The sequence below is a fragment of the [Flexibacter] sp. ATCC 35103 genome (genome assembly GCF_001975985.1).
GTDB lineage: Bacteria > Bacteroidota > Bacteroidia > Flavobacteriales > Flavobacteriaceae > Flavobacterium.
Window position 1 is genome coordinate 42,342 of record NZ_MTQF01000001.1, and the last position, 20,513, is coordinate 62,854.

Annotated in this window: 18 protein-coding genes; 6 read left to right on the plus strand and 12 right to left on the minus strand. The window is 33.0% G+C overall.

Features of this window, described 5'->3' with window-relative positions; translation table 11 throughout:
- Positions 1-21: 21 nt before the first annotated feature.
- Complete coding sequence (locus BXU01_RS00200) at positions 22-1,497, minus strand: FAD-binding oxidoreductase (RefSeq protein WP_206196592.1); 1,476 nt, start codon at positions 1,495-1,497, stop codon at positions 22-24.
- Positions 1,498-1,899: 402 nt separating this feature from the next.
- Between BXU01_RS00200 and BXU01_RS00205 the strand changes: the two genes are divergently transcribed.
- Positions 1,900-2,628, plus strand: coding sequence for a MurR/RpiR family transcriptional regulator (locus BXU01_RS00205; protein WP_083691161.1), 729 nt, complete (start codon positions 1,900-1,902; stop codon positions 2,626-2,628).
- A 63-nt stretch (positions 2,629-2,691) separates the two neighbouring features.
- Here BXU01_RS00205 and ppk1 read toward each other — a convergent pair whose 3' ends face one another.
- On the minus strand, positions 2,692-4,710 hold the full coding sequence (ppk1, locus tag BXU01_RS00210) for a polyphosphate kinase 1 (RefSeq protein ID WP_165689737.1): 2,019 nt from the start codon (positions 4,708-4,710) through the stop codon (positions 2,692-2,694).
- Between the two features lie 426 nt (positions 4,711-5,136).
- Here ppk1 and BXU01_RS00215 point away from each other — a divergent pair, with 426 nt between their 5' ends.
- Positions 5,137-6,438, plus strand: coding sequence for a hypothetical protein (locus BXU01_RS00215; RefSeq protein ID WP_083691163.1), 1,302 nt, complete (start codon positions 5,137-5,139; stop codon positions 6,436-6,438).
- A gap of 165 nt (positions 6,439-6,603) precedes the next feature.
- On the opposite strand, the gene BXU01_RS00220 is transcribed toward BXU01_RS00215, so the two are convergent.
- The 3 genes from BXU01_RS00220 to BXU01_RS23565 form a co-directional block, all read right to left on the minus strand.
- Positions 6,604-8,568, minus strand: coding sequence for a KUP/HAK/KT family potassium transporter (locus BXU01_RS00220; protein ID WP_083691164.1), 1,965 nt, complete (start codon positions 8,566-8,568; stop codon positions 6,604-6,606).
- 389 nt (positions 8,569-8,957) lie between these two features.
- Positions 8,958-9,470, minus strand: a complete 513-nt coding sequence (locus BXU01_RS00225) for a PRC-barrel domain-containing protein (RefSeq protein WP_083691165.1) — start codon at positions 9,468-9,470, stop codon at positions 8,958-8,960.
- A 132-nt stretch (positions 9,471-9,602) separates the two neighbouring features.
- Positions 9,603-9,770 carry a hypothetical protein gene (locus BXU01_RS23565; protein ID WP_165689738.1) on the minus strand — a complete coding sequence of 56 codons (168 nt, stop codon included), beginning with the start codon at positions 9,768-9,770 and terminating at the stop codon, positions 9,603-9,605.
- Positions 9,771-10,101: 331 nt separating this feature from the next.
- Between BXU01_RS23565 and BXU01_RS00230 the strand changes: the two genes are divergently transcribed.
- Entirely contained in the window at positions 10,102-10,881 is a 780-nt protein-coding gene (locus BXU01_RS00230) for a hypothetical protein (protein WP_083691166.1), read from the plus strand.
- A 675-nt stretch (positions 10,882-11,556) separates the two neighbouring features.
- Entirely contained in the window at positions 11,557-12,351 is a 795-nt protein-coding gene (locus tag BXU01_RS00235; protein ID WP_083691167.1) for a polysaccharide lyase, read from the plus strand.
- 95 nt (positions 12,352-12,446) lie between these two features.
- Here BXU01_RS00235 and BXU01_RS00240 read toward each other — a convergent pair whose 3' ends face one another.
- Both BXU01_RS00240 and BXU01_RS00245 read right to left on the minus strand, forming a co-directional pair.
- Positions 12,447-12,887: a nuclear transport factor 2 family protein gene (locus tag BXU01_RS00240; protein WP_083691168.1), complete on the minus strand. Its 441-nt coding sequence runs from the start codon at positions 12,885-12,887 to the stop codon at positions 12,447-12,449.
- Positions 12,888-12,912: 25 nt separating this feature from the next.
- On the minus strand, positions 12,913-13,959 hold the full coding sequence (locus BXU01_RS00245) for an NADP-dependent oxidoreductase (RefSeq protein ID WP_206196593.1): 1,047 nt from the start codon (positions 13,957-13,959) through the stop codon (positions 12,913-12,915).
- Positions 13,960-14,089: 130 nt separating this feature from the next.
- Here BXU01_RS00245 and BXU01_RS00250 point away from each other — a divergent pair, with 130 nt between their 5' ends.
- Positions 14,090-14,446 carry a helix-turn-helix domain-containing protein gene (locus BXU01_RS00250; RefSeq protein ID WP_083691169.1) on the plus strand — a complete coding sequence of 119 codons (357 nt, stop codon included), beginning with the start codon at positions 14,090-14,092 and terminating at the stop codon, positions 14,444-14,446.
- Positions 14,447-14,516: 70 nt separating this feature from the next.
- Here the strand turns inward: BXU01_RS00250 and BXU01_RS00255 are convergent, their stop codons facing one another.
- On the minus strand, positions 14,517-14,993 hold the full coding sequence (locus tag BXU01_RS00255) for a DUF3592 domain-containing protein (RefSeq protein ID WP_083691170.1): 477 nt from the start codon (positions 14,991-14,993) through the stop codon (positions 14,517-14,519).
- Positions 14,994-15,164: 171 nt separating this feature from the next.
- Here BXU01_RS00255 and BXU01_RS23965 point away from each other — a divergent pair, with 171 nt between their 5' ends.
- Positions 15,165-15,377 carry an ATP-binding protein gene (locus BXU01_RS23965; RefSeq protein ID WP_369819523.1) on the plus strand — a complete coding sequence of 71 codons (213 nt, stop codon included), beginning with the start codon at positions 15,165-15,167 and terminating at the stop codon, positions 15,375-15,377.
- A gap of 82 nt (positions 15,378-15,459) precedes the next feature.
- On the opposite strand, the gene BXU01_RS00265 is transcribed toward BXU01_RS23965, so the two are convergent.
- The 4 genes from BXU01_RS00265 to BXU01_RS00280 all read right to left on the minus strand — a co-directional run bounded on the left by BXU01_RS00265 (position 15,460) and on the right by BXU01_RS00280 (position 20,509).
- Entirely contained in the window at positions 15,460-16,062 is a 603-nt protein-coding gene (locus BXU01_RS00265) for a 2,3-diphosphoglycerate-dependent phosphoglycerate mutase (RefSeq protein WP_083691171.1), read from the minus strand.
- Positions 16,063-16,277: 215 nt separating this feature from the next.
- On the minus strand, positions 16,278-18,551 hold the full coding sequence (gene katG / locus BXU01_RS00270; RefSeq protein WP_083691172.1) for a catalase/peroxidase HPI: 2,274 nt from the start codon (positions 18,549-18,551) through the stop codon (positions 16,278-16,280).
- Between the two features lie 279 nt (positions 18,552-18,830).
- The gene (locus tag BXU01_RS00275; protein ID WP_083691173.1) at positions 18,831-19,472 is read right to left on the minus strand and encodes a hypothetical protein; all 642 of its coding nucleotides are present in this window, start codon (positions 19,470-19,472) and stop codon (positions 18,831-18,833) included.
- 2 nt (positions 19,473-19,474) lie between these two features.
- Positions 19,475-20,509, minus strand: a complete 1,035-nt coding sequence (locus BXU01_RS00280) for an ATP-grasp domain-containing protein (RefSeq protein ID WP_083691174.1) — start codon at positions 20,507-20,509, stop codon at positions 19,475-19,477.
- Positions 20,510-20,513 lie beyond the last annotated feature (4 nt).

Sequence of the window (20,513 nt, forward strand, 5' to 3'; positions counted from 1 at the left end):
CTTTGTTTTTTATAATGGCTATTATTTTTGATACTTTTCACCTTCTGGCTGAGGAAAAATAGTTCCGAAATTCATGATTCCATTAGGGTCAAAAACTTCTTTTAATTTCTCAAGCATGTAGTAAGCGCTTCCGTGTTCTTCTTTTGTCCACTCATTTCTGTATTTACCAATTCCGTGGTGATGACACATTGAACCGCCAAGTTTCAGGGTTTCTTCTACAATTATGGTTTGAATTGGGTGGTGATACAATCGCATTTCGTCTTGTGGCTCGCAATTGATATTGTAGTTGTATACAAAATACATATTGGTTCCGTTTATGTAACTGTGAGATGAATGCCCGCCAAGCATGGTAATATCTTTACTTCTTGGAAATTCGTTTCTAATTCTTTCGATTACATTGTAGTAAATCTTGGTAACATTTCCCCAGTCGGCAGATATTTCTGTTGTAAATCCGTCATGAGAGTTTTTAGTAACCATATCTTTGACTTCTTCTTCTATTCTTTCCTGAGTCCAGTTAAGATGATTGAACCAACCTGCGATCAAGGAAGGATCTACTTTTTCTGTGATGCCTTCTTTAAATTTTTCTACGGCATCTTCTATTCCTGTCGCTGTAGCGGCAACCATATTTTCGTTTCCTTCTGCCATAAAAACCAAAATACATTGTCCTTTATGGAATTGGCTAAAATGTTGAGCTGCATCTTCTTCAGAATATACTCTGGCTACAGAAGGTCTGTATCCATTTGCCATTACTTCTCTTAAAACCTTAATTCCTGTATCGACATCTTTTAGTAAATACCCAAAAAATTGATTGTTTTGAGGGAAATATCGATATAGTTTTACGGTAACTTCTGTGATGTAACATAAAGCTCCTTCGTTACCAATCGCAATATGCCTTATATCTGGTCCTCCAGCTCTTCTTGGTACATTTTTTATACGGGAAATATGTCCATCAGGAAAAACACATTCTAATCCTACCAACATATCTTCTATTCCTCCGTATAAAGTTGAAAATTGTCCAATGCTTCGAGTAGAAGCTAAACCTCCCATTTGTGCAACAGGTTTAGATTGAGGAGAATGTCCTGTTGTCAAATTATGTTTTCTCGCCTCATTTTCCAGATCTTGCAATACAACTCCAGATTGCGCAGTTGCCTGAAAATTGTAAGGGTCGATCTTTATAATTTTATTTAATTTTTTTCCGTCAACCACTAAGGTTTGTTCTTTCCAGTTTTCTAAACCTCCTTCAGTTGCTGTTCTTCCACTTCTTGGAATAACATTAATTCCGTAAGCATTGCAATATCTCAGAATTTCAGAAACCTGATCTGCAGAGTCCGGATAAACTATCGCAATTGGAGCAGGAACATCTAAAACTTTCTTTGCTTTGGCATATTTTTTATATCGGTCTGCAGATGCTTCGTATAAATCATCAGAATTGATGTTTATCTGCTCTTGTTTTAGCATCGTTCCTAAATCATTTAAAATCGTTTTATTTTCCTTCATATCCTTTAAGTTTTTTTGATTAATCCATCTTCATTTATGCTTGACCTTATTTTTTTTGTAATACAACTATTACGATATAGCAAACGTAAGAAAAATAATTCAAAAAAAACATAATTATTTTCCATATATATTATTTTAACATAAAATAATGGAAAATAAAAAAAAAATAAAATATAGATTATAGAAATAATCAAGAAATAATGCCACAAAAAGCGGAAAAAATAACATAAAACAGAAATAAAGTATCTGAAACGAGAAAAAAAGCTTTACTTTGAATGGAAAATAAAAAAGCCCATTTACACACACTTTTTCGTAAATAGCTTTTAAATAAATTGAAAAAGAATAAGAAGAAGATCAATTTCAAATAAAATGTAATATTTTTACTAAAAAATAACGAAGGAAATGTATATTATTAATAAAGATCTACTCAACCCATTAGAGAAAAACATTTATGCGATTCTACTGAAAGAAATAAAACAAAACAATACATTATCTATTATAGATGCTGCTTCAATTTGCAGTTGTTCACCTTCTAAAATTTCAAAATTTGTACAAAAACTGGGATTCAAAAGCTATAAAGAATATTTAGTTTTTATTAGCGGAAAAGCGTTTACTGTAGTCTCCAACGAAAATGAACGCTTAAATAAATTTCTTGATAATTTTAATCCTGACATTGTTGATGATTTTGCAATACATCTCCAAAAGTTCGAAAAAATCATTCTATTTGGTTATGGTCCTTCCTTTATTTCGGGACAATATTTTGAATATAAACTACGAAATTTATTAGATATCCCAATATGGGCAGTTGCACACGAAACATCTATAAATGACTTGTTGAGCAAAAATAGTCTGGTCATTATTTTTTCGATAACCGGACAATTCAAATCTTTTAAAGATCTGTACGAAAATATCATTTCAAAAAACAGCAAAGCAGCTTTCATATTAGAAGAAGGTCGTATTGAATTTTTAGAAGCATATGACTACACTATTACACTTAGTAATTATCATCAAAGCCCGGAGTTATTGCCACATGAAAAGACAAGAACAACTTTTTTTGCTTTCATAGAAGCTGTAATTAAACAACTAGAAGTACTGTCTTTTAACAATACATCTAAATCCAGAAAAAAATAAGCGTCTAAAATCACTTTTTCATTTTCATTACATATAATGATTCACTTTAATATTAGGAAAACATTATTCCCTATTATTTTGAGCAATGAAATTATAAATTTCGGTCTGGGCACGTCTTGGGATCTCTGTATCTAAAATTTCCAATTCGTTAATTCCTTCGCTATTTATACTTCTCCGTTTTGTATTGTCTTCCAGTTGTAATTCAATAATCTTATTTATTTCGGCAATATTTCTTTGATCATATATCGGAAAAGCAACTTCTATTCTTCGGTTTAAATTTCGACTTAACATATCCGCAGATGATAGATATACTTTTTCATCGCCATTATTGGCAAATTTGTATATTCTCGAATGTTCTAAAAACATATCTACGATGCGATAAATTTCGATGTTTTCAGTTATATTTTTAATTCCCGGTAATAAGGTGCAAATTCCACGTACGATCATGACCACATCAACACCAGCTTTACTTGCTTCAATAAGTTTATCAATAATATCCTTTTCGTCGACTCCGTTTACTTTCAAAAAGATATACGCTTCTTTACCGTCTTTTTTGTTTTTTATTTCGTCATCTATTAATTCTATTAATTTTTCCTTCATATTAAAACCTGCTGCCAGAATATGTTTTGGACCTTCGGTTTTCTTCTTGCTTTTTAAGAATGTAAAGACTTTCTTTAAATCATCAGTATATCTTTTTTCAGAAGTAAAAAATCCAAAATCAGAATAAATGTTTGCCGTACTTTCATTAAAATTTCCTGTAGACAGATAATTGTAATGTTTCTTGTTTCCGTACTTATCTTTCATTATCACCATTGCAACTTTGGCATGAACCTTTAGATTCGGCATACTTTGAATAATTTTTATGCCGGCATTTTTCATTTCTTTAGACCAGAATAAATTATTATATTCATCAAAGCGCGCTTTAACCTCTACAAAAACAGTTACTTTTTTACCATTTTTTGCAGCACTTATCAACGCATTTGCAATCAGTGATTCTGACGAAATACGGTATAAAGTAATTTTTATCTCGAGAACATTTCTATTAATTGCTGCCTGATTAAAAAACTGAAGTACATAATAATACGATTGATACGGAAAATGAAGCAATTGATTTTGTCTGTCAATAATTTCAAAAACCGACTTATTGCTTTCAAAAGGCAAATGTTGGAGACCAGGATAATTAGCTCCCTGAAGATTTGGTTTTACAGGATTTGGAAAACGGAATAAATCATAAAAATTGTGATGACTTCCTCCTTTTATCATTTCATTGTTATGAAGACGGAACGCTTTTTTACATACCGAAATTGTTTCGGCATCCATATTATAATCATATAAAAATCGTGTCGAGGAACCTCGTTTTCGTTCTTCGATTTTGGCTTCGATCTTTGCGATTAAATCTCCTGAGTTTTCATCTTCTATCAGATAATTTTCGTCTCTGTTTAGTTTTATAGCATTGCAGGAAACTACTTTTCCGGTTGGGAATATCAGAGATAAACATTTTTTTATAATAGTATCTATCGAAATAATATACTGTGTATCTCCCAGACTTTGCAATTTTTTATATCGATCCAATTTATCCGACGGAATATTCAAATAAGCATAATGATAATTGCCTGCCGAATCTTTTAGCTTTACTAAAAAGTATAAACTTCGATTGTTTAAGAAATAAGTTTTCGGAAGGTTAACCGATATATAAATTACCTGAATATAAGACAAAATAATACTTTTAAAATAATATTCGATCTCGTGCAAATGCTCTTCTAAAAGTTCTTGATTTTCATAATAAACAATATTATTTGCGGCTAATTCCGGTACTATCGAATAATTCCAGATTGACCCGAATCTATTTTGCTGAAGATTAATTTCAGTTAAAATCTTATCTAGTAAAGCTGCATTTTTCTTTGAATTTTTGATCAGCAATTTTCTGATTTTAACTCTGAAAAATTCATCCAGATTAGACGAATGAATCGCTAAAAACTTGATTCGTTCGTATAATGCATTATTAACATCATTTGCTTCATCCAAAATACAGTTATTGAAAGATAGCCAGGATATTTCTGAAGGTATAAGGTAGTTTTGCACGTTTATTAAGATACTATTATAAAAGAATAAATTGGTTGATACTTTATTGATGTACCTGTAAATTTGAGAATTAAATATATCAAAACAGAATTAAACACAACCAGTTAACCATAATTTAATTTACTGGTAACATATTTTAGTCTTCCTGATATCACGGTTATAACTTAGATCCAAACGCCATTATAACTGCGATAAATGCTTTATTCAACTCGTCGTTTTTACTGACTTCGCAAGCGACAAATAATCTTAATCCTATTAACTTTTTGTTAACGGTATTATAATATCGTCCAGATAGTACGATTTCTCTTTTACAGTACTTATAACTAGTAAGAATTATAATTCAAAAAACAAAGTTACTAATGCTAATCAAGAATTTATCAAAATCAGTGCATTTAAATCTATTATAAACCCATTAAACCCAGAATTATGAAAAAACAAAATCGAAAAAAGATTTTAAGTAAAGTCTTAATTATTGCATTAGCCGCAATTACATTCTCTTGTCAGGACACGACATTAGACGAAGCAGAAACTACCGCTGTGGTAAAAGAGCAAAAAAATTTCAAGAAAATGAGTTCAGCAGCAAGTTCTGATTTGGCCAGAAGATGGGCACCTATTCATTATAAAGATGTAGATGCCACAGGAACATATTCTGAAGGAGGAAAATCAGATTATCTTACGGCTATTAACTACGACAATGACTGGAATGGCGAAAACAACTGGAACAATCTTCCGGCTTTTGCCAATTCTTTAGCGGCACATTGTTATTATTCGATCGTAGAATCAAACACACATTGGTTCATTACTTATGCTTTTTTCTCTCCAAGAGACTGGACAGATAATCCGCTTTTATATTCATTAGACCAACATGAAAATGATTTAGAAGGTGTATTAATGATTGTAGAAAAAAATGGTTCAACTTATGGAACTTTAAAAGGAGCGGTTACGGTAAGTCACTCTGATTTCTTTTCGTATGTACCCTCCGGAAGTTCTTTTGTAAGCGGATTGGAAAGTATTGACGGAACATTACAAATGAGAGATTTTAACGGCGAATTGCATCCTGTTACGGCACAAGATTCTAAAGGACATAGTCTTAAAGCGTGGCCACAGCATGATATTGACGGAGACGGAATTATCTATTATCCATCTGCAAGCGGAGTGGCACAAATACCAGCTGACAATTATGATAATTATGTTGAGTACAAACTTGTTGATATTTTTGAAAGCGGCGGATTATGGGATCAGCGATTTAATACGCAATTGTTTTCAAGTCCAGCCGGAGGATTTACAGGAAATGATTTTAAAACTGGCGGTGCAAACGCTCCGTGGGCATGGAATGATGGAAATGATGCTATCGTACAAGGTGGAGAATTTGCCACAGATCCTGCAAAACTAGCAGATAATTATTTTGATGGTGTAGGCAATCTTTCCCGCACTTATACCGACAATAAATACAATGCTACCGCTGGAGGGATTGTAACACTTTATCAAAATTGCAATTATACGGGTTATGCAATTGCTTTGCCTGCTGGTAACTACACATTGGCTCAGCTAAAATCGTATGGTATTGCAAATGATGATTTGTCTTCTGTTCGATTAGAAAGCGGATACAAAATTACCATGTATCAAAACGATAATTATGGCGGAGAATCTGTTGTAATAACAGGAAACAATAGCTGTTTAGGAAGTTTTAATGACAAAGCCAGTTCAGTAAAAATTACTGCTCTGTAAGTTTCCTTTTTATTTTGAATATGCAAACGAAAATATAGAACTAAACTATATTATTGTTTGCATATCCTATTTTTATTCATAATGCAAATCAAGAACTGAAATGTGCATAGCGGCACAAATTGCAAAATACTTTCGACTTTTGATTGACATTCATAACTGAAAAATTCAATTATAAATTCTGGTCATTTTAAAATCTTCCGGAAGATGTAAAAGCATCGGGAATTTTTCGACTTTTACAGAACTGGTATCGAGTCCAAAACCTTTTTCCTCAGACAAACTGAATTTCTTAAGTAAAAAATAACCATTCATAATTAGTTTTTCAGACCACGTAAAATCGTTGTCCATAGAGAGTATTTTTTTAGACAATACAAATTTGAAATCTCCCATTATATTATTGTTGTTTAGCGATAAGTAGCGGCTTGTTATGTCTACTTCTCTATTAACAACCATATCCCGAATCACTTCCTTAAACATTAGGTTCGTCTTCATAGGTTCCCTGAATCCAAGATAAAAGTCAATTCTATATAAATCATCCTTCATTATTTCGGTTACTTTATAGTCTCTTCTATAAGGTTTGTCAACGATATTTATGTGAATAAACCAATATATATCGGCTCGTTTAGGACGCATCTGCAGGATAGAATACATTACTTTTTGCTCTATATCACAGGTTCTTACAGCATTTGTCATGTAAACTAAATGTGTCGCATATTTAGGAATTGATTCATCGATGCTTAGTTCAGAAAGTACTTTTTTATATTCATCGATAGGAACATATTTCGTGTAATTCTTGCTAATTGACTTGGCTTTCCACCAGGTCGCCATTACTGCAATGAGTATTAAGGCTACAAATACCGCAACATAACCGCCGTGCATGAATTTATTTAAACTGGCAATTAAAAAGCTAAGTTCAATTACCATATAAATTGTTATAGATGCTGAAATAATATACCACGGAACTCTTCTCATTATCAAATAATAATTAAGCAGTAAAGTGGTCATAATCATACACAAAACAATTGCGAGTCCGTAAGCAGCTTCCATTTTTTGAGATTCCCTAAAATGAAGTACAATCATAATACAGCCCAGCATCATGAGCCAATTTATAGACGGAATATACAATTGGCCTTTTTGTTCTGTAGGATATTTGATTTTTACTTTTGGCCAGAAATTAAGCTTAATCGCTTCGTTGATTAAAGTAAATGAACCGCTGATTAAGGCTTGTGAGGCAATTACTGCAGCCAGCGTAGCAATCACGATTCCGGCAGGTATAAACCATTCCGGCATCATTAAATAAAAAGGATTGGCATATTTTCCTCCAAGGCTAAATAACGTTTCTCCTTCATGCTGAATCAAATATGCTGCTTGCCCGAAGTAATTGAGAAGTAACGCACTTTTAACGAAAAGCCAGCTTATCCTAATGTTTTTTCTGCCGCAATGTCCCATGTCTGAATATAAAGCTTCGGCTCCGGTTGTACACAGGAAAACAAAACCTAAAACATAAAACCCTTCCGGATGAATGCTTAATAAATGATACGCATAATAAGGATTTACAGCTTTTAGAACATCTGGATGATGGGTAATTTGCATGACTCCTAATATTGCGAGCATACCAAACCATACCAGCATTACCGGCGCAAAAAATTTCCCGACTAATTTTGTTCCAAACTGCTGAATGGCGAAAAGAGTTACTAAGATGGCAATAATTATGGGTACCGTATCAATTTTAGGATATAATGTTCTCATTCCCTCAATTGCTGATGAAACGGACATTGGCGGTGTTATAATTCCATCTGCAAGTAATGCGCTCCCGCCAATAATAGCCGGAACAATTAACCATTTTACTTTTGTACGCCTTACTAAAGCATAAAGAGCAAAAATGCCCCCTTCCCCATTATTATCTGCACTTAACGTAATAAAAATATATTTTATAGTAGCTTGCAAAGTCAATGTCCAAAGTACCGCCGATACTCCACCCAAAACTACATTTTTATCAATATTATGAATTCCAATTATGGCTTTCATTACATACAAAGGCGAAGTACCAATATCTCCGTAAATTATTCCTAATGCTATAAATAAACCACCCAGCGTTAATTTACTGTGTAACTCGTTATGTTTTCTGCTCATAAATTTAAAATATTTCGCTCTTCAAAGAATCTTTTCTTATTTGTAAATACACTGTCTACTGTATAAATATACTCAGAATTATCCTGATTTTTCTTCAGAGTACTATTATCGCGTAAAAAAATCCATCATCTCTACAAATTATTGTAAAAGATGATGGATCACTCAATATTGTTTTTATTCTACTCCTTCGTCTAAAGCGCGTATAAATTTATTACAGCATTTAGCTTTTACTATTTTGTGCTACAATAAAATAAAAAATCCCATTTCTTACGAAATGGGATTTTTTATTTATTTATAAGTAGATAAACCTAAAAAAAGGCAATTTAGACATCTGGTAGCGTTACCCCTACTTTTCTTTATGTTGTCTATAAAATATCTGATAAAAAATACTATTTGTTATCAAATTCCCTGCGGTTGTAAAAAGAGTCATCATCACTATAATACACAGAGTCAGGATCATTTTCAGGATAATAAGACTTCATTACTCTTCTTTCGTATTCCCTGTTAAAATTTTGCTGCGCATTATATCTGCTGGTGTTTCTAAAAGTATCGTATCCTATATTGTTAGCCATAACAATTTTTGTGTCTTTATTTATACTAACAGATCCAATTGGTATGATAACATGACTGTCTCCGTCTTTATAAACAAATTCTCTTCCGTTGTCGCTCGCTATAGCATCGTGAACCTCATTACGACTGTCCTCGATTAATGCTTTATCAGCTTTTACATCCAGATATACAACACGCTTCATATCTTTATTAACCCAAAGATTATCAATTGTGCCTATAGTACGGTTGTCAGCATCTACTATTTTCCAACCTCGAACGTCAGAATAGTTTGAAGCAATTTTATAATCAGAAAGTTCGTCTAATTTGTATAAGTTTCTATCTTTATTTTCCATAATTTTTATTTTTGCATTATAAATTATTTTCCATTTATCCGGCTGCAGGAAACTTTTGCTTTTATGTCTTCTCTAATGTTATAACAATTAAATAGGTGACGAAAGAGTATTTTTATTCCTGCTATCTCCTGATTAATTTGTCGTATTGTCTGTACTTGTAGTGTTTTCAATTTCTACATTGTTTTGACTTTGCGTTTCGTTATCTCTTAAAAAGATATAATATACAAGTGCTGAGATCAACAGGACTGCAACAATCCATGGCCAAACCGGCTTTTTTTTCTCAATTTTAATTTCTGCCATAACTTATGTTTTTTGATTTATATAATAGTTTTAATGTATTATTAAAGATACAAATGCGATGAGTTTAGAAAGTATTTAATTTCATCAGGATGTTACACAATTCCCAGTATATTAATCTGATACCTAAATTTTATCAATGCAATATCAAGAGAAAACATCGCTATTAAAATGGGTAATGAGAACATCTGATTAGGGTCTTTTTAATATTTAAATTAGGGAAACCCAAAATATGAAGATAAAATTTCTATTTTATTATTAGTAAAAAGCTTATGTTTGTTTTAAATAAAATCCAAAAATAACCAGATATTTACCTTTTATACCACAAAATAAGATGATCGTTTTTATTTATCAAATTGTAACAAAACCTTTAACTTCAAAAATAATTCCTAATGAAATCTGTCCTTCCTGCAGTAAAAATGACAGCATAGAATTAACCTTATACATGAGATATATTGCTATGGGAATCCCGATTTTTGGGATGGGAAGACGAACTGGTGTTATTTGTACCAGCTGTGGCAGTGTTCTTAAAAATCCTGATAGCTCTATTTTTGCAAGAAAAAAATACTCAGATACTGTAGCTGCAGCTGTAAAAGAAATTCGGGCCAATCATAAAAGAACTTTATGGCAATTAGTTTATCCGTGGTCAATCTGGTTTGTTATTCCTGTTCTTATTTTAATTCTATTGGTAATAAGTTCAATTAATAAAAAAGCGACTAACGAAAAAGCTAAGGAATATGCTGAAATATTAATGCATCCGCAGCCAGGTGATATTTATAAAGCAACCTGGTACGAAAATAATTTATCTACCGGAGTGCTGATTAAGTTAATACGTATTGATGGAGATACATTATTTATAGCAAAAACCAAAAAAAATATCCAGATGAGTTTTGCTGAAAAAGATTGGAATACTCTCACAGAAGATCCGGCAGCATTTGAGACTAAAGAATATAAAATAAAGAAATTTTCATTATTAAAAGAAACTAATTTCGGCAACTTTTTTATGTACAATGCTGATGCAAATAAAAAAGATTATCCAGTATTTTTAGGCTCTGTACTTAATAGCAAATCCGAAATGGATCTGGGTTTTGAAACTATAGAACGTAAAAAATAAAAACACTATTTAAGGTAATAATTCCTGATGTTCGTAGCACATCAGGAATTTACTTCTACCTGTTTCTATGAAAATTTGCTCAACACAAGCTGTACAATTTAGTATTTTGTTACATATTTAATACCGCAATCTTTTAGATAACACCTGTTTTCTGCCTTCGCTTTGCATTACAACCGTTTTATACTAAGCAAATAGCGGTTACTTTTTCAATTCCTCCAATTCCAACGACTTAAAACAGAATACTTTATTTTCTTAAATTAAAAGCTATCTCTGATTAAAGTGTCTTAAACTTGTTCTATATTTTTAAATGAAATGAATTATATTCTCAAATAATTCTTAATCATCTAGTTCTAAAGTATTCTAATTACAAATCCGAAAAAAAAAATAAAGATTGATCAATATTGGAAAAATATTTATCGATACTTACTAAAAAACAATCCTAAACAAGTAAACCGGATATTTACGTACCTAAAATCGTACTTTTTTACTCCCCATCCTAATAGTAATTAATCAACTTTGCAGTAATAGATTACAAAAATTTTGTTTTTTATTTTCGTATCGATTCATTCTGATTTTTAAAATCAGGAAAAGTCTTTCGTCTTTATCTAATACTATTTTCACGATCTATTATTTACTAACCATTAATTATTTTAATAACCACAAAAACTTTTAAAAATGAAAAAATTTCTAAAATTAACAAGTTTACTATTTATTACAGCAGTAGTGTTTAATTCCTGCGAAAGGGAACAAGATTTAAATGCGCCACAAAGCGTTAACAAAGACGAACTAAAAATCGTTAACAACGACGTGGCAAAAAGTACAAACAAAGATGCCTCTGCTAATGCAGCTTTAGCCGGTGGCGGTGTCGGAGCCAGAACGATCACATTAAAAACCAACACATTAACTTGTCCGGGTGGTTTGTGTACATCATTTGGTGTTTATTCAGAAGGTGTTTACACGGTTTGGTTCCAGATGAAATTTAATTCCGGATTTTACTGGAGCAGAGGCGGTAAATGCGGATATGGAATTTTAATTGGTGACCAGAACACCGGTGGCGATCCAGGATGGGATGGCAATGGCGGTAGTGCCAGATTTATGTGGTATTGCCCAAATGGATCAAATACTGCCAAAGGAAGCGGTGCTTATCTTCAACCGTACGTTTATTACAAAGATCAACCGGGACAATATGGCAATGATTTTGGAAAAAAATACTTCATCCAGGAAGGAGTTACTTATAACTGCCAGATATCTGTTAAGTTAAATACCGGATCAAATACAAACGGATATGTCAAATATTATGTAAATGGTACCGAGATACTGAATCAAACAATTCGTTGGGTAACTAATGATGCTAAACGAAATGTAAATGCAGTAAGCCTTCACACGTTCCGTGGAGGTAGTCAGGATTACTGGACAGCTCCTGTAACGAGTTCTATTTATTATGCCAGTGCATCCTGGGATGCCCAATAATATATTAGTTTAAACTATAATAGATAAAAGCCCATTTTCTAAGAAATGGGCTTTTTTTATGCCTTTTTTTAAGGTATCAAATATTATTTTCTGCCTTATTGATTTACTTCGTTTTTTTCCTGCCAGTCAAAAGTTCCTACGCGCTTAGCAATAAACCAATGATTGTCTATGCGAATGTAATCGTCCTCATAAATTGCACCTATTCTGTTCATCATTTTTTTTCCATTCTCATTGCCAATCAAAGTAATTAGACAATAACAAGTTCCTCTGGCAGTATCGCCATTTATAGTCACCAAATGCTGACCGTTGAAATGATAAACAGTGTCTATTTCACCAAGAAATTTGGCAAATGTAGACGCCATTGTTTTTCTTCCTTCCAGTTTTAAAATTGTTTTACCTTGAAAAATAGTTTCTGATAGAGCATTCTCAGAAAAAAATTGAACCTGATTCTTAAAATCTTTTTTATCTCCAAGAATAGAAATCGTATCTACAAGTTCTTTAAGTAAAATTCTGTCTTCTAATTCTTTATGATCCATAATATATTTTTATTAAAAATCAATATTATGCAACAGTTAGAACAATCTTTCCCTGAATGTGTCCTTTTGCAGCTCGTTCATGTGCTTGTCTTGCATTAGCAAGCGGAAAAGAACTATCAATAACAACACGAATAATTTCCTGATCAAGCAAAGCTGCAAGTGTTTTAAGTTGCGCGCCATTAGACCGCACCTGAGTTGCTGAAACTGTAACTCCTAATTTTTCAGCTTCTTCAGCACCGGAGAATCCAAGAGGAAAAATTGGAAATAATGCTCCGCCCGGTTTTAATGTTCGTAAAAAACGACCACTTTCAGGACCGCCAACTGAATCGATTACAAGATCTATATCGTGTACAACATCTTCTGCCTGAAATTTAGTATAATCTATAAATTCATCAGCACCCAGCTCTCTCAGCAATACTTCTTGTTTTCCGGATGCTACTGCGATAACTTTCGCTCCTTTCCATTTTGCCAATTGAACTGCAAAATGTCCAACTCCGCCTCCTGCTCCATTTACCAATACGGTTTTACCTTCAAGAGGAACAGGTTCATGTTTGTTAGGCTGTAATGGATTTTGTTCGTCGTGCCCCACTTCTATCATAAACTGCCAGGCCGTAAGCAGCGACATTGGTGCAGCTGCCGCATGTAAGTGATCAATGTTTTTGGGTTTTAACGCAATTTCAGAAATGGGTACGTTTACATATTCGGCATACGCCTGACTAGGCCCGTAACTGGGAAAACGAACCATAGAATAGACTTCATCGCCTATCGAAAATTCCTTCACATCACTGGCAACCGCGTCAATCACACCAGAAATATCTGTGCCTAAAATTACAGGAAAAGGAACTTTTGGCTGCCATTCAGGCGGCAACATTTTATATCCGTCACGCAAATACCAATCCGGCGGATTAAGTCCTATTGCATGAACTTTTACCCTCACCTCTCCACTATTTAATTCCGGAATCGGGGCATCTTCATAAATTAACACCTCAGGACCTCCAAACTCATGCTGACGAATCGCTTTCATTACTTTAGCGTGTTCATTATTATCTATTTTATTTTTTAATTGTTCCATTTTTATTTGTGTTATTAATCAGATACAAAAGTAAATTAACAGTATATTTGTCGCAAGTATGTACTAAATAGTATCTTATATACTAAAAAGTATGTATTACTGATAATCAATTAGTTATATTCTGTAAAAAATGAAAAATAAAACAATAAATTCTGAAAACGTACAAATGTGTGGTGTAGATTATGCTTTTAAACGCATTGGAGGAAAATATAAAGGACGAATTTTATGGCATTTACATTCAAAAACAGTACTGCGTTATGGCGAGTTAAGCAGAACTTTACCAGATATAACGACTAAAATGCTGACTCAAACTTTACGTGAATTAGAAGAAGATAAATTGATAATCAGAGAAGTATATCATGTAGTTCCACCAAAAGTAGAATATTCGTTGAGCACCACAGGTATGGAACTAATTCCGTTTATAAAGCATTTGCATAACTGGGGCAATGAACAACTGGAAAAGGAAAATGCAACATGTGAAAATTAAGCAATCTATAAACCTTTTTTTAAGGATTGCTTTTTTTAAATAAGATCAAGAAGACCACTTTACAAATAAGTTACACTTTATCAATTCCCAAAAGTTTGGAATTTAAAGTCATCAATTCTAATTTTTTCCTTTTATTATACTGGCCTAAAACAACCCAAAGACCCATTAAAAAGAAAAAAACACCCAAAGCTCCCATAATTAGTGGATCAATCAAAAAGACGTACATTCCATTAATCTCTGCGTTATCCGGATTAGTCGGATCATAAAAAACTTTAACCTTGCTTCCTTCCATATAATTGGGAGAATAATACGCTACAGAAGAAGTAAATTTTATTTGCTGACCGGATTTTGCAACAAATGAAACAAATGGGTAATAAACCATTGTATTCTTGCTCGAAACAGGTATAAATTTAATAATTGTGCCACTGATAACCTCTGCCTTTGAAAAGAAATTTTGTTTATTACTAAAAAGATAAATCGCTAAGGCTAAAAAAAATAAGCCAGGCAGAAAGTAAACATATATACCAGCAGAAATATATCGTTTCATAATTTATTTAATAATGATATCTATTGTAATTAACCAATTTTGAATTTGAGCTCAAATTTAACCTTTTATAATTGATAAAAACCATAATAATATTCCTAAAAGAAAGATTTCTTCTAATCAACTTAGATTCCATTTTTTATTTAAATATGTTAAAATAGGTTTCAAATTATAATTTGCATTGAAGATAACGGAATTGGATTTGATGAAGAATTTGCTCCCAAAATTTTTGATCCATTCTATCGATTACATAACACAGGTCAATATGCGGGCAGCGGTCTTGGACTTACATTAGTAAAAAAAATAATAGACAATCATTACGGCTTCATAAAAGCGTCCAGTAAAATTAATTCAGGAACAAAAATGTTTATTTATATTCCTATGTAGAGATTTGTAAATGATCATTTCTTATAAAAGTAACGATTGCAAAACCATTGATTATAATAGCATATAATACAAAAATTATAAGCTATAAATCTTTTACGTTAGCTATTATCAGTTCAGTATCAAACGTGTAAACCCTTGGTATACCTGTTGCAATATCTACTTTTACAATATCAAGCGGACTGATTTTTTCCAGATACATCATCAGGGATCTCAGACTATTGCCATGTGCAACCAGTAAAACATTTTGTCCCATTTTTAATTTTGGTTCTATTTCGTCTTTATAATAAGGAACCACGCGATTGTAAGTATCCAAAAGGCTTTCGCCACCGGGAGGACATATATCATAACTTCTTCTCCAGATTTCTACCTGTTCGAGTCCATATTTTTTTGCCGTTTCATCTTTATTTAGTCCCTGTAAACTGCCATACATTCGCTCATTAAAAGCTTTATTTTTTACTACAGGAATTTTTATCTTCATATCATTTAAGATAATCTGCAATGTTTCCTGAGCCCTGATAAGCATTGAAGTATACGCAATATCAAAAACATGGCCTTTTAGTTTTTCTCCTGCAAGTTTTGCCTGCTCTTTTCCAAGTTCTGTCAGCGGAATATCGACGTTTCCTGTAAATCTGTTTTCTAAATTATAAAGGGATTGTCCATGTCGGACAAAAATTAATTGCGCCATTTTTGTTATTTAAAGCCATATTACAGCTAACATAAAGATAAAACAAATACTTCTTTAGTTTTCAGAATTCCGCACCATTCAACATTAAATTTCATTTTAAGGAACTAAGCTAAAACAAATGAGCCCGATAAATATCGGGCTCATTATTACTTTTAAATTCATGTACGCTTTTGGGTTTAGAATTTACAGTATTTTTTTTTTAGATAAATATGATTTTAATGTAAATCAAATCTGTCCAGATTCATTACTTTATTCCAAACGGCAACAAAGTCATTAACAAATTTTTCCTGAGCATCAGCACTTGCATAAACTTCTGCTATTGCTCTCAATTCAGAATTAGAACCAAAAACAAGATCTGCTCGTGTTCCAATCCATTTAGGCTGACCAGTTGTACGGTCGTTTCCTGTGTATAATTCCTTATCACTTGACACAGCTTGCCATTGGGTATTCATATCCAGCAGATTTATAAAAAAATCATTGGTCAACTGACCCGGACGATGTGTAAACACGCCGTTTTTTGTTTTATCAGTATTAATATCCAATACACGCAATCCGCCTAAAAGTACCGTTAATTCTGGCGCTGTCAGGGTTAATAAATTAGCTTTATCAATAAGAAGTTCTTCTGTAGAAACTGTTGATTTTGTTTTTCTGTAATTTCTAAAACCGTCTGCTTTAGGTTCTAAATAACCAAATGATTCTACATCTGTCTGTTCTGCTGACGCATCCATACGACCTGGAGAAAATGGTACTTTAGCCGAAATTCCTGTTTGTTTAATTGCATTTTCTACTCCTACGGATCCAGCTAATACAATTAAATCTGCTAATGAAACTTTCTTGTTTCCAGGCTGTGCAGCATTAAATTGGGATTGAATGCCTTCCAGTTTATCTAAAACCTGCTTAAGATTTGAAGGGTTATTTACCTGCCAGTCTTTTTGAGGTGCCAGTCTTATACGTGCACCATTGGCGCCGCCACGCTTATCTGATCCTCTAAAAGTAGCTGCAGACGCCCATGCCGTTCCTACCAATTGTGATATGCTTAATCCTGAATTTTGTATTTTTTCTTTTAATTGGTTAGTATCGTTTTCGTCAATTAATTCATGATTTACTTCCGGAATTGGATCTTGCCATAACAACTCTTCCTGCGGAACATCCGGACCTAAATAACGGTCACGTGGTCCCATATCACGATGTGTTAGTTTAAACCATGCACGTGAAAAAGCGTCTGCAAACTCATCCGGATTTTCGAAAAAACGACGTGATATTTTCTCATACTCAGGATCTAATTTTAATGATAAATCTGTTGTAAGCATTGTTGGCAGATGTTTTTTTGTACTATCAAAAGCATCCGGAATAATTGCTTCGGCATTTTTAGCAACCCATTGATGAGCGCCTCCGGGACTTTTAGTAAGTTCCCATTCAAAGCCAAATAAATTTTCGAAAAAATTATTACTCCATTGCGTTGGAGTTTTTGTCCAGGTAACTTCAAGTCCGCTTGTAATCGCATCCGAACCTTTACCGGAACCAAAACTATTTTTCCAGCCAAAGCCTTGTAATTCTAAACCTGCAGCTTCCGGCTCTTTGTCTACGTGATCAGAAGTAGCTGCACCGTGAGTTTTACCAAATGTATGACCACCTGCAATTAAAGCTACGGTTTCTTCGTCGTTCATTGCCATGCGGCCAAACGTATCTCTAATATCTTTTGCGGCTGCAATAGGATCAGGATTTCCGTCAGGACCTTCAGGATTTACATAAATAAGTCCCATTTGTACCGCTGCAAGAGGTTTTTCCAGATTTCTGTTATGAATATTTCCATCAGCATCATCATCTGATGATACAACTCCGTGATCTTTCGGCACACCTTCAGAACCGTTGTCATAACGCTCATCTCCACCAAGCCATGTCGTTTCAGAACCCCAGTAAACAGATTCGTCCGGTTCCCAAACGTCAGCTCTTCCACCTGCAAAACCAAATGTTTTAAAGCCCATGGATTCCAACGCTATATTCCCGGTCAAAATCATTAAGTCAGCCCAGGAAATTTTTTGTCCATATTTTTGTTTTATTGGCCATAATAATCTTCTGGCTTTATCAAGGCTCACATTATCAGGCCAGCTGTTTAAGGGTGCAAAACGCTGTTGCCCCGCTCCTGCACCACCACGTCCGTCATGTACACGATATGTTCCGGCGCTATGCCATGCCATTCGTATAAAAAGACCTCCGTAATGACCAAAATCTGCAGGCCACCAATCTTGTGAATTAGTCATGAGTTCGTGTAAATCTTTTTTTACAGCCTCAAGATCAAGAGTTTTAAAAGCTTCAGCATAATTAAAATCCTTATTCATAGGATTTGATAAAGCTGAATTCTGTCTAAGGATATTTACCTTTAACTGCTTTGGCCACCAGTCACGGTTTTTTGTGCCTGTTGCGGCTTCATTATCCATACTGCCATTATGAAAAGGGCATTTGCTGATGTCATTTGATTGATTCTCCATAATTCCAAAATTTTATTTTGATACTAATTTACAAAGTAAACCAAGAGAATGCTATTAGCTTTAATAATAAATAATTTTTATTTGATAGCTAAAATCTATACAAAGCAAATAGTTTTCTAATAATCAATTCTTTTATGGAAAGAAGGCAATTATTCGAAATCAACAAAAATACTATTGAATATGGGAAAATACTGAAGAAAACCTAAAACTGTATTCTTTATTATACATCAAAATGAATTTGATTATTTTCAAGTTAATGATATCATGAATTTTTAAAAATTAACAGGATTTATATTTTTTATAACTTTTAATCATTTGAATTATTCCTAAGGAAATAAAAAACAACGGAATAAAAACAGGAATTATGAACTTTGAGAATTGATTTGTTTTTACAAAAATAGTCTGCAATACTACAATCAAACTAAACATTCCTAAAAAAACACCTATTACAGTTCCTGCAATATAATAGTATTTTAAATCTCTTTCGACACTAATATATTCTTTGTTAAGCAAATAGAGATTCCAACTTGTCCAGAAAGGCAGCTGCAAAAAATTAACGCCATTTAATATTATACCTATTATAAAGGGTGAATACAGTAGATATTCCTGTAAAAAGTTATTCGAATTTTCTGTCTGATTAAAATTTAAATAAAAAACAAGAGCCAGAATAAACATAAAAAGTACTGAAAATAAATCGATTATCTTTAATAGCTTTTTATTCTGTATGAGTTTTTTGGCGAAAAGTAAGGTAAAATAAATTACAAAAGTTTCTACAAAAACGACTCCAAATAAAAAGAATACCAAATTATGCAATCCTGATTTTGAATAAATTTCTACTCCTGCAAGGTTTAGATATCCTAATGGAATTGATCCCAGAAAGCTGACTACAAAACCAATCGAAATATTTTTTATTCGTTTCATTTTTAAAAATTCATGATTTTACTGTTTTGTGCCAAATGCAGTCTGTATTCCCTGATGCCTACTTTGTAATTTAAATAAGGAACTCCCATTTTATGGTTTTCAACACTTATTTCATACATATAAGTAATGTGTCGCGCCAATTCTTTCCAGGCAAACCAAACGGAATGTTTAGGGTCGTAAATATGTGTGGGTTCACTTGCGGCTCCGTTGAGCTCCACGATTTGAAAGTTTTCTCCTCTTTCCAATTCTTCAAAAGTGTTGTACATAATATCAAAACGTCCAAAATAGAATTCCGGGATTTGAATCGCAATTTCATTAATCATCCAGGTTAATTTTGGCGTAATCAAATCGCTTCCATCCAGAAATTTTGCTCCGCGGGCATGATTGCCAAACGGAACCAAATTTAATGTTTCGTCTTTGGCTAAAATACAATATAGCTGATCTCCATATTCTTCTTTTAAAACTTCTAACTGTAATTCAAACCGTGGCGTTTGTTTGATTAAATCTTCTATAGTTGATTTTCCGTCTCCTGTTACAATCAAAAATTCTTTGGACACGATTCCGGTTATTTTTCCGTTTTTCTGGAGCGGATGCCGAACATAAAAAATACCCACTTCATTTTTATACGGAATCAAATCCTGTATCAAAAAATCGAAATTTGCTTTTTCAGCATACTGTTTCAGCTCAGAAGCGGTCCTGATTTTTTTTACACCGGAACCGCGCAAACCAATATCAGGTTTTGCGATTAACGGAAAATAGATTTGTTTCTCGACCACACTATCCACTATCTGTTTTAAATCAGTTTTCTCCTTAATTAAAATAGTTTTGGGATAATATTTTTTAGGAAGCAAATCGTAGATTTGTTTTTTACTTTCCATAATAAATCCTCCATTTTTAATTTTTGGATTAGAAGCATTAAAGAAAAAAACAGACCTTGCTTTGATTGCATAATATGCCCAAAGAAAATAAATAGGTGCATACAAAACCTGAAAAGGCCAATACTCCCAATTGGTTATTTTATGGATAAATAATTTCATTTCT

Bases quoted from the DNA above. Each gene is read 5' to 3' on its own strand.
- BXU01_RS00200 (WP_206196592.1), bottom strand. From the start codon at position 1,497: ATGAAGGAAAATAAAACGATTTTAAATGATTTAGGAACGATGCTAAAA.
- BXU01_RS00205 (WP_083691161.1), top strand. From the start codon at position 1,900: ATGTATATTATTAATAAAGATCTACTCAACCCATTAGAGAAAAACATT.
- BXU01_RS00215 (WP_083691163.1), top strand. From the start codon at position 5,137: ATGAAAAAACAAAATCGAAAAAAGATTTTAAGTAAAGTCTTAATTATT.
- BXU01_RS00220 (WP_083691164.1), bottom strand. From the start codon at position 8,568: ATGAGCAGAAAACATAACGAGTTACACAGTAAATTAACGCTGGGTGGT.
- BXU01_RS00225 (WP_083691165.1), bottom strand. From the start codon at position 9,470: ATGGAAAATAAAGATAGAAACTTATACAAATTAGACGAACTTTCTGAT.
- BXU01_RS23565 (WP_165689738.1), bottom strand. From the start codon at position 9,770: ATGGCAGAAATTAAAATTGAGAAAAAAAAGCCGGTTTGGCCATGGATT.
- BXU01_RS00230 (WP_083691166.1), top strand. From the start codon at position 10,102: ATGATCGTTTTTATTTATCAAATTGTAACAAAACCTTTAACTTCAAAA.
- BXU01_RS00235 (WP_083691167.1), top strand. From the start codon at position 11,557: ATGAAAAAATTTCTAAAATTAACAAGTTTACTATTTATTACAGCAGTA.
- BXU01_RS00240 (WP_083691168.1), bottom strand. From the start codon at position 12,887: ATGGATCATAAAGAATTAGAAGACAGAATTTTACTTAAAGAACTTGTA.
- BXU01_RS00245 (WP_206196593.1), bottom strand. From the start codon at position 13,959: ATGGAACAATTAAAAAATAAAATAGATAATAATGAACACGCTAAAGTA.
- BXU01_RS00250 (WP_083691169.1), top strand. From the start codon at position 14,090: ATGAAAAATAAAACAATAAATTCTGAAAACGTACAAATGTGTGGTGTA.
- BXU01_RS00255 (WP_083691170.1), bottom strand. From the start codon at position 14,993: ATGAAACGATATATTTCTGCTGGTATATATGTTTACTTTCTGCCTGGC.
- BXU01_RS00265 (WP_083691171.1), bottom strand. From the start codon at position 16,062: ATGGCGCAATTAATTTTTGTCCGACATGGACAATCCCTTTATAATTTA.
- katG (WP_083691172.1), bottom strand. From the start codon at position 18,551: ATGGAGAATCAATCAAATGACATCAGCAAATGCCCTTTTCATAATGGC.
- BXU01_RS00275 (WP_083691173.1), bottom strand. From the start codon at position 19,472: ATGAAACGAATAAAAAATATTTCGATTGGTTTTGTAGTCAGCTTTCTG.
- BXU01_RS00280 (WP_083691174.1), bottom strand. From the start codon at position 20,509: ATGAAATTATTTATCCATAAAATAACCAATTGGGAGTATTGGCCTTTT.